The 8,653-nt window shown below is 41.8% G+C and carries 8 protein-coding genes; 7 read left to right on the top strand and 1 reads right to left on the bottom strand.

Annotated features, from left to right (window positions below; all coding sequences use genetic code 11):
• Positions 1-347: 347 nt before the first annotated feature.
• Positions 348-728, top strand: a complete 381-nt coding sequence (locus PSE7429_RS18940) for an AbrB family transcriptional regulator (protein WP_009628945.1) — start codon at positions 348-350, stop codon at positions 726-728.
• 43 nt (positions 729-771) lie between these two features.
• On the opposite strand, the gene recF is transcribed toward PSE7429_RS18940, so the two are convergent.
• Complete coding sequence (recF, locus tag PSE7429_RS18935) at positions 772-1,902, bottom strand: DNA replication/repair protein RecF (protein ID WP_009628943.1); 1,131 nt, start codon at positions 1,900-1,902, stop codon at positions 772-774.
• Between the two features lie 176 nt (positions 1,903-2,078).
• Between recF and PSE7429_RS18930 the strand changes: the two genes are divergently transcribed.
• The 6 genes from PSE7429_RS18930 (at position 2,079) to hepC (ending at position 8,460) form a co-directional block, all read left to right on the top strand.
• Positions 2,079-2,441 carry a ComEA family DNA-binding protein gene (locus tag PSE7429_RS18930; protein WP_009628942.1) on the top strand — a complete coding sequence of 121 codons (363 nt, stop codon included), beginning with the start codon at positions 2,079-2,081 and terminating at the stop codon, positions 2,439-2,441.
• A gap of 78 nt (positions 2,442-2,519) precedes the next feature.
• Positions 2,520-3,467, top strand: coding sequence for an FTR1 family iron permease (locus PSE7429_RS18925; RefSeq protein WP_009628941.1), 948 nt, complete (start codon positions 2,520-2,522; stop codon positions 3,465-3,467).
• Between the two features lie 230 nt (positions 3,468-3,697).
• Positions 3,698-4,831: an imelysin family protein gene (locus PSE7429_RS18920; RefSeq protein ID WP_009628940.1), complete on the top strand. Its 1,134-nt coding sequence runs from the start codon at positions 3,698-3,700 to the stop codon at positions 4,829-4,831.
• Positions 4,832-5,014: 183 nt separating this feature from the next.
• Positions 5,015-5,452, top strand: a complete 438-nt coding sequence (locus tag PSE7429_RS18915; RefSeq protein WP_009628939.1) for a ferritin-like domain-containing protein — start codon at positions 5,015-5,017, stop codon at positions 5,450-5,452.
• A gap of 36 nt (positions 5,453-5,488) precedes the next feature.
• Positions 5,489-6,877: a di-heme oxidoreductase family protein gene (locus PSE7429_RS18910; RefSeq protein ID WP_009628938.1), complete on the top strand. Its 1,389-nt coding sequence runs from the start codon at positions 5,489-5,491 to the stop codon at positions 6,875-6,877.
• A gap of 638 nt (positions 6,878-7,515) precedes the next feature.
• Complete coding sequence (gene hepC, locus PSE7429_RS18905; RefSeq protein WP_009628937.1) at positions 7,516-8,460, top strand: heterocyst development glycosyltransferase HepC; 945 nt, start codon at positions 7,516-7,518, stop codon at positions 8,458-8,460.
• Positions 8,461-8,653 lie beyond the last annotated feature (193 nt).

Below are 8,653 nucleotides of genomic sequence, written 5' to 3'. Positions count from 1 at the left end.
TCGCGCCGCAACGTCTAATTCTTGGTTTTGTATGTCTATTTCTTTGGTGGGAAGGGAGTAGCAAATCTTTTATCTTTGAAGATTTCAGGTTGATATAAATTACTTTCATGATCTTTTCAGTATCCTTGGTCATGAAAATCAACCTAATATTTTTTAATTAATAACCCAATCCTAACTTATCATTTCTCAATCTAAGTAATGATATATGGATAACAGTTATCCGTAAAAACAAATAGAAAATGTTTTGCTTAGTTTTACTTATATGCAATGGCAAAAAAATTTGACTAATAGTACAATCATCTTACATACTGATATATAGCTAGCAAATATTAAACTATTAAGAACAAATGGCAAAGGTTAAACAACCAGTTCAACTCTCTGGTGATGCATTGTTACAGAAAGTCAAAGAACTAGAACATCTGTCAAAAGAAGAAAAAGCTAAAGCTTGTGGATATGCAACTATCACAAAAAACAATCAAGCTCGCGTAAATCTAATGAAGTTTTATAATGCCTTGATGGAGGCTGATGGTGTTGAGCTTGAAGCGAAAGGTAGCGGTAAAGGTGGACGCAGCGCAAGTTATCGTGTCAGCGTTCAGAAAAATGGCAACCTATTAATTGGCTCGGCTTATACACAACTTATGGGGCTACAGGCAGGGGACGAATTAGAAATTCGGCTTGGGCGCAAACATATTCATCTGCGTCAAGTTGGCGCTGATGACGAAGAATAACTCACAAAATAAGCTTGCATTGCAAGCTTATTTTGTGAGTTTGTTAAGATGAAATTTCACCCTTTGCTACTTGAAAAATTCGGGCGGATTTTAACCACTGAGCGTCAAACGATCCGAGATGTGTCGTAGTAATTATTGTTTGTACTCGATTACCGATCGCATTTAAAAGATGATCTTGACGTTGCAGATCGAGTTCGGCAAGAACATCGTCTAATAATAATAGCGGCGGTTCGCCAATTACCGATTCTAACAATTCTAACTCAGCCAGTTTTAGAGCTAGTACGAGCGTTCTTTGCTGACCTTGGGAGCCATATTCTCTTGCCGAAGTTGCATTAATTGTCAGTGAGACCTCATCTCGATGGGGACCAACTAAGCTAGTGCCTTGATGTTGCTCAATGATGTTTTTTTGCAATATCGCCTCAAAAAAAGACTGATGAATATTTTCGACTAGATCGGTTGGAGTAAAGGAAAACTTAGGTAAGTATGTAATTTCTAAATACTCACTCCCCCCACTAATAGCTTGATGCCAATGTCTAGCGATCGGGGTTAATCTCTCCAATAATCGCGATCGCCTCCTGATTAAGCGCGTTCCCGTCGTTACAAGTTGCGCATCCCAAAGCGCCATTTGTTGAGCTTCGTACTGGATCTGTCCCTGTTTAATCGACTTCAGCAAGGCATTGCGCTGTCGTAAAACCTGATTGTACTGCTGCAAAAGATTGATATAAATCGGCTCTAACTGAATTAAAACTGTATCTAGCCAATTGCGCCGACTTTCGGGACTGCCACGCACCAAATCAAGATCGAGGCTAGAAAACATCACAGCATTGACATTCCCCAAAAAATCTAAATGTCTTGCTTGGTTAACACCGTTTACTCTCAGAGTGCGTTTGCCACTAGATCGCATTTGCATTTCTAGGTCGATGGGATAGCTTTCGGGCAATCTTGAGCGTTGACAGATTGCCCGAATTTCGCCGATTGTCGAACCGTTTTTCACTAAATCGCGATCTTTACTAACACGATGCGATCGCAAAGTTGCTAGTAGCAAAACCGCCTCAAGCAAGTTTGATTTACCTTGAGCATTGTTCCCAACGATCACCGTTTTGGGGGCGGTGAAGGATACTTCTTGGTCAATGTAGTTGCGAAATTGCTTGATGTGTAGAGATTTAAGATACATTCATGCAGGCGAGTCTAGTAGCAGGCTCTCTAGGATAAAGCTTTTTTGGTTTGGGGTAGCATATTTTCTTGTAGGTATTGCCAATTTATTGATAGTAGTTCCTGATAGTGATTGACAAACAAGCAAATTTCTGTCAACCTAATTGAGAATGATTATTACTAACTTAAATTTTCCTAATGTTAAATAAGTTGTCTAGAGGGTTACTCAAACGTGAAGTCCCCATGCTAATAGCGGGTTTACTAACAGTTACATCCTGTGCTGAAGCCCCTAAGCAAGCCAATAATCCAGCGAATAATCCTGTTTCTAGCCCCACTGCCGCAGCCCCTGAAAAGAGTAATAGCAAGTTAAAGATTAATATCAATACTGCTCCCATTGCTGAGTTAGATAAATTAGAGCTTCCCGGCACAAAGCCTTCGCTCTCAGAACGGATTCAAGCCGCAAGACCCTACAAAACTATTGATGACCTAGTGACCAAGAAAGCAATTTCGGCTGAGGAGCTAGGATTGATCAAGAGCTTGGTTACCATTGAAGATAAATAATCAACGATAATCAACAAACGCAAAATCCCAATTAACCAACGCCAGTAAATAACAAAAATAAATAACAAAGGTAAAATCATGGATTTTAGCTCGGCTCTGCCAACCTTCTTAATTGTCTTAAGGGAAGGGACTGAAGCAACTCTAGTTGTGGGGATTGTGCTGGCTTATTTGAGTAAAGCCAATCAATCATTTCTCAACAAATGGGTTTACTTGGGAGCGCTCGCAGGGCTTTTTGTTAGTAGTGTGATGGGAGCGATCGCCCAGAAGTTAATTGGCGGCTTTAGCGGCACTATTTATTATTTGTGTAAAGGGATTTTTTCACTTGCCGCGATCGTGATGTTGAGTTGGATGCTGATCTGGATGACTCAGCAGGCAAAGACCTTGAGGTTTCAGGTTCAAGCAAGCGTGGAGCAGGCTTTGCGTAGTAACGAAGCCGATAAAGTTGGTTGGGGTCTGTTTACCCTGATTTTTGTGGCTGTTTTAAGAGAAGGTGCCGAGACGGTTCTATTTGTTACGGGCTCATTTAATCCCGATCCAACACAATCTGGACTCGCTCAATATGCCCCCGCAATCGGCTGTGTATTCGGGATCGTAGCGGCGATCGCCATCGGCTTAGCCATATTCAGATTTGGGGCAAAACTCAATATTCGGATTTTCTTTCAAGTATTAGGGATTATCTTGATCCTCATCGTAGCTGGATTGGTCATGACATCCTTAGCTGCTTTCGATCTGGCAAATACCATTGACAAAGTATTTAATACTGCTACACAAAGTTATGAATTTCTCGATCCGCCGCAAAAGGTAATTAGTTGGTTTAGTTTGGGTCGTCAAGTTACAGATACTTCTTCGTTTTTGCCTGCGGATAAATTTCCAGGAATTGTTTTAGCTACTTTGTTTGGCTATTCTGACAAGCTCTACGCAACGCAAATCGTCGCATACTGCGTTTTTCTGAGCACAATGATAGTTTTCTACTTCCGCTCTCTTTCTGGTAAACAGATCTTTCCTTTTCTAAGAACCCAAAGATAGAAACCCAAACATAGGAACCCAAACATAGGAACTCAAACATAGGAACTCAAACATAGGAACTCAAAGATAGAAACCCAAAATAAATTACGGCGGTAAATAAGCGGTAAATAAGCGGTAAATAACTAATACACCTTCGCCTAATGCCCCAAAAGCCTGTAGTTGGCAAATGAAAAATAACGTTCAAATAACGTTCAAATAACAAGCAAAAGTAACGATCAAGACTAAAGAATATGAATTTTTTAAAAGCCCTAATTAAGCCAATTAGTTTGGCTGTGATTGTTTTCGCCTTGGCGATCGCCTGCACGCCCCAATCAATCAAGACCACTACCAACGTAGCCAGTAATTCAAATACCACTTCTATTGCTGCCAGCAAAAAATTTAGCGATAAACAGGTCGTTGTGGACTTTACTGACAAAGTAGTGATTCCTACTTATCAGAAGTTTACAAGTAAAACGAAAGATCTGAAGGCTGCGGTAGATATTTTAGCGAAAGATCCGAGCGAACCTAATCTAAAAGCTGCTCAGGATGCTTGGATCGAAGCAAGGGTATATTGGGAACAGAGCGAATCGTTTACCATTGGTCCTGCTAAGTCCTTAGGTGCAGATGCGGCGATCGACACATGGCCCTTAGATAAGGGCGATCTTGAGAAAATCCTCAAGAGCAACGATAAATTGACTCCTGAATCCATTCAAAAATTGCAGGAAAGTCAAAAAGGATACCATGCGATCGAGTTCATTCTCTTTGGGGCGAACGGTAAAAAAGCGATCGCGGATTTTACGCCCAGAGAGTTTGAGTATGTGCAAGCCTTGGCAACGGTCTTGGATGGGGATGCTAACAAACTCCTCACCGCTTGGGTAAAGGGGATTGATGATAAGGCTCCCTATCGCGATTCCTTTGCTACGGCCGGAAATAACCCGATCTATCCTTCTCTACCTGATGCTGTACAGGAGATGATTGAAGGTATTATCGATAGCACTACAGAGGTTGCTGAGAAGAAAATTGGCGAACCCTTTAAGAAAAAAGACCCCGCATCAATTGAATCTCAATACGCGCTTGCCAATCCCATCAATGACTTTAGAAATAATATTCTCTGCGTGAAGAATGTCTATTTTGGAGGCATTGAGAACCATGCAGCAGGTAAAGCGGGATTGAGTGCCTATGTGGCAAAGGTTAATCCTAGCCTTGATGCCCGTGTAGATAAAGAAATTCAAGCGGCTTTAGATGCGATCGCGCAGATCCCTGCTCCATTTAGTAATGCGATCGCCGATCCTACGGCTGCACCAAAAATCAAAAATGCGATCGATACTGTCACAACTGTTAAGGAAACCTTTGAAAAGGAAATCAAACCTTTAATTATTACTTAATACCAAGTTAAGAAATGGCTACGCCATTTCTTAACTTGAAACGCCTTATTAGGTTTAGTTTTTAATTTACAAAAGTGTTGTCACACTTTCGTGAATTGGTAGTAAGTACCTCAGTACAATTAAAATCCAGAGCTAAAACCAGCGGCGCACGCGCCGCTCACCAAATCACCAAATCAACTAATTATGAAAGATCTAGATCTACAGGCTACTAACGATATTCTCAACTCAATTATGGAATTTGAGTTGGCTGGAGTCGTCCGCTACACTCACTACGCCTTGATGGTGACAGGAGCAAATCGGATTCCGATCGTGGCATTTTTTAAATCCCAAGCAACTGAGTCCCTTCTGCACGCTCAGCAGGTAGGAGAAATCTTAACTGGTTTAGATGGACATCCCAGCCTGAGAATCTCTCCTATTGAAGAAACCTTCAAGCACACTGTAGAGGATATTTTGACGGAGAGCTTGAATCACGAAAGAAAAGCTTTAAACCTGTACAAAACTCTCCTCGATGTTGTTAAGGATGCCAGTGTCTATTTGGAAGAATTTGCCAGAACGATGATCGGACAGGAAGAACTTCACAATATTGAGATTAAAAAAATGCTGCGTGATTTTAGTAATTAGGTATTTTTTTCAGTTAGTTCATTCCCCTTAATAGCTATGCATACATTATCTTCTCGGTCTCACAGCCAAGTAATCCGATTGTTGATCCTAGCGGTTGCGATCGCCGTAATTGGCATTCAAACTTGGATGGATTATCAAAAACTACCCCCGATTAATCTCGATCCCCTATCAGGAGGTCAAACATCGATCACCAATCGCACTTCTAGGGCTTTTGATAATCCTGCGGCTAATTTGACGGAAGAGGAACTCAAAAAGCATAGCGAGGCGAATGTTACCTTCAATGATGTGTTCGTCAGCGCTCCTTCCCAAGTAAATCCTGGATTAGGTCCCCTGTTTAATAATACTTCTTGTAATGGTTGCCACCTTCGTAATGGGAGGGGGATGCCAATTATCGGCTCCAGTACTTCACTAAAGTCTCAGCTTTTAGTGCGAGTGAGTTTACCTTACGGTCAACCAGAGGTAATGGGCGGCTCGGTTCCCGTACCTAATATTGGTACGCAAATCCGAGACCATGCTATCTATGGTTATCAGCCCAATGCGGAGGTGAACCTGCAATGGCAAGAGACCGAGGGCAAATATGCTGATGGGGCAAGCTACAAATTGCGATCGCCGAAAACGACCATTACGCTCCCTGATGGTAAACCCTTGCCTGAGGAAGTAATGACCTCATTGCGGTTACCTCCTCCTGTCATTGGTTTAGGACTATTGGAAGCGATCGCGGACAAAACAATTCTGGACTTAGCCGATCCTCAAGACAAAAATGGCGATGGGATTTCAGGTACGCCCAACATGGTGTGGGATGTGGAGAAAAAAGCCACCGTACTGGGAAGATTTGGGCTCAAGGCAAATCAACCCAACCTACGCCAACAGACTGCTGCCGCCTATGTTAACGATATGGGAATCACTAATCCAGTCTTTCCCGATCCCAGCGGCAAGAATGATATTACCGAAGAAAAGTTAGTTTCGGCGACCTTCTACTCTCAAAGTTTGACCGTGCCTGCCCGTCCAGTCGCCATGGTCAACGATCCCACCGTGCAAAAGGGCGATCGGCTCTTCCACAGCGCAGGCTGTGCTAGCTGCCATATCCAAACTCTTAAAACTGGCAAACATCAATTAGCAGCGATTTCCGAGCAGACTATTCATCCCTATACCGATCTGCTCCTCCACGATATGGGGAAAGGGCTAGCGGATAATCGTCCCGACTTTCTCGCCTCAGGAACCGAATGGCGTACTTCCCCCCTATGGGCGATCGGGCTTACCCAAACGGTTTTGCCCTATTCGGGATTTCTCCATGATGGCAGAGCCCGTACTTTAGAGGAGGCTATCCTGTGGCATGGCGGCGAAGCAGAAAAGTCAAAGCAAGCATTTTTAAATATGGATAAGGGCGATCGTACGTCTTTAATCCAGTTCCTTAACTCTCTCTAGGAGCGTATACCAAGTTATACCAATTCCCAAAAGTGTGGCTACACTTTTGGGAATTGAAAACCAAACCCAGTAAGGGTTTTAAAATCACAAAATGGCGTAGCCATTTTGTGATTTGGTATTACTTAGGAATCTTGGCGACAGCTATATTTCAGCATGGATGGCTTTTGGGATTATCAGAACCTAACTGCCTGCCGCGAGAAATGCGAAAAAATAATATAACTTTTATATAACTTTTGCTATGACCTTTTAGTAACTTCTAGTGGTTGCTATATCAATGGAATTGATAGATAAATAAGTATATTAAAGGCATAAAGCTATTTTCCGATTTAATTGAATCCTACTTCAGTAATTTTGGAGATATATAACTGCGATGTGAAATAGAGAATAAATTTCACTTTGCCCTATCTAGTGAGTTCCTAACTATTTCATTGCATTGCATTTAGATATTTAGAGTTTCCCGTAATATTCCTACTACTTATGGGAACTCTTATTAATAGATTAAATCTTTTGGGTTTTGCAATTTGTTAATCAAATATTTAACCGAATAAAGAATTGCAAAAGTCTAAGAATTACAAGTACAAGAATTGTAAGCGTAAGAATTGCATTGGATAGACATTAAGGTAGTAGAGAGGGAAGAAATGACTAGTTTTATCGTGAACAAAATGCAAGTGATTGAACTGGCAGATAGCCCAGACGAGTCTTCCTTTATTTCTAATTTAATGCTCAAAATAAAGCAAAGCAAATTGCTTGTCCATTCTTTCGGGAATTTCAACGCTTTTTGTCACAAGTATTTAAGTGTAACGAAACTCTTGATAGTACTTCATAGCTTAGGAAAGAATGTCAATCGGTCTAATGTTAATCTAATCCGAGTGGAACCTGAAATTGGTGAAGCAAAACTTAAGAATTTAGCCGATGTATGTTTGAGATCCCAAAAAGATGTTTACTTGAATTTGCCCCAAGCTGATGAATTGCCGCAGGTGCGTAGGGCGATCGCTTGGACAATAAAGCGGACTTTTGATTGGCTAGCAGCTTTGGTAATTCTGATAATTCTCAGTCCTGTTATGTTGGCATTGGCGGCGATCGTTGCTAGCACTTCTGGAGGTTCTGTATTTTTTCATCAGTGGCGCGTGGGAGAAAACGGCAAGTTATTTAGAATCATTAAATTCCGCACGATGATTGCCGATGCCGATAAACTGCATCATCTAGTAATGAGCGGTCAAACAGGGCTACATAAGTGTGAAGACGATCCGAGAATTACTCCTGCTGGTCGTTGGATGCGCAAGTATAGCCTTGACGAACTTCCCCAACTCTTTAATGTTTTGCGGGGAGAAATGAGTCTGGTCGGTCCTCGTCCTTGGGCTCTGTACGATGCGTTGAGGATTAGTGGCGATCGCCAAAGAAGGTTAAATTCATTGCCTGGAGTCACAGGTGCTTGGCAGGTCAGCGCTCGTTCGACGATGCTCGATCTAGATGCTGTAACGGATTGTGATTTGAGTTATCTTCGCGACTGGACTATATGGTCGGATCTGAAAATTTTATTGATGACTGTTCCTAAGGTTTTATCAGGATTTGGAGCTTTCTAAGTATTGCTTTCTCTATTCCAGAAAGCGAATCTAGGGACTAATATCTACTACTTTTCAGGCTTGATTTAATCGAATTAATTGTCCCTATTCCAGAGTTTGCCCATGTTTTTGCATGGGCTTTTCTGTATGAAAAAAGAAAGAGTGTCAGGACATCAAACCCAATAGAGAGTTGCAGCGCGAAGCGCTGCAACTC

Source organism: Pseudanabaena biceps PCC 7429 (assembly GCF_000332215.1).
Classification (GTDB): Bacteria; Cyanobacteriota; Cyanobacteriia; order Pseudanabaenales; family Pseudanabaenaceae; genus Pseudanabaena; species Pseudanabaena biceps.
Note: the sequence above shows the minus strand (reverse complement) of the source record. Positions and strands in the feature narration are given on the sequence as shown.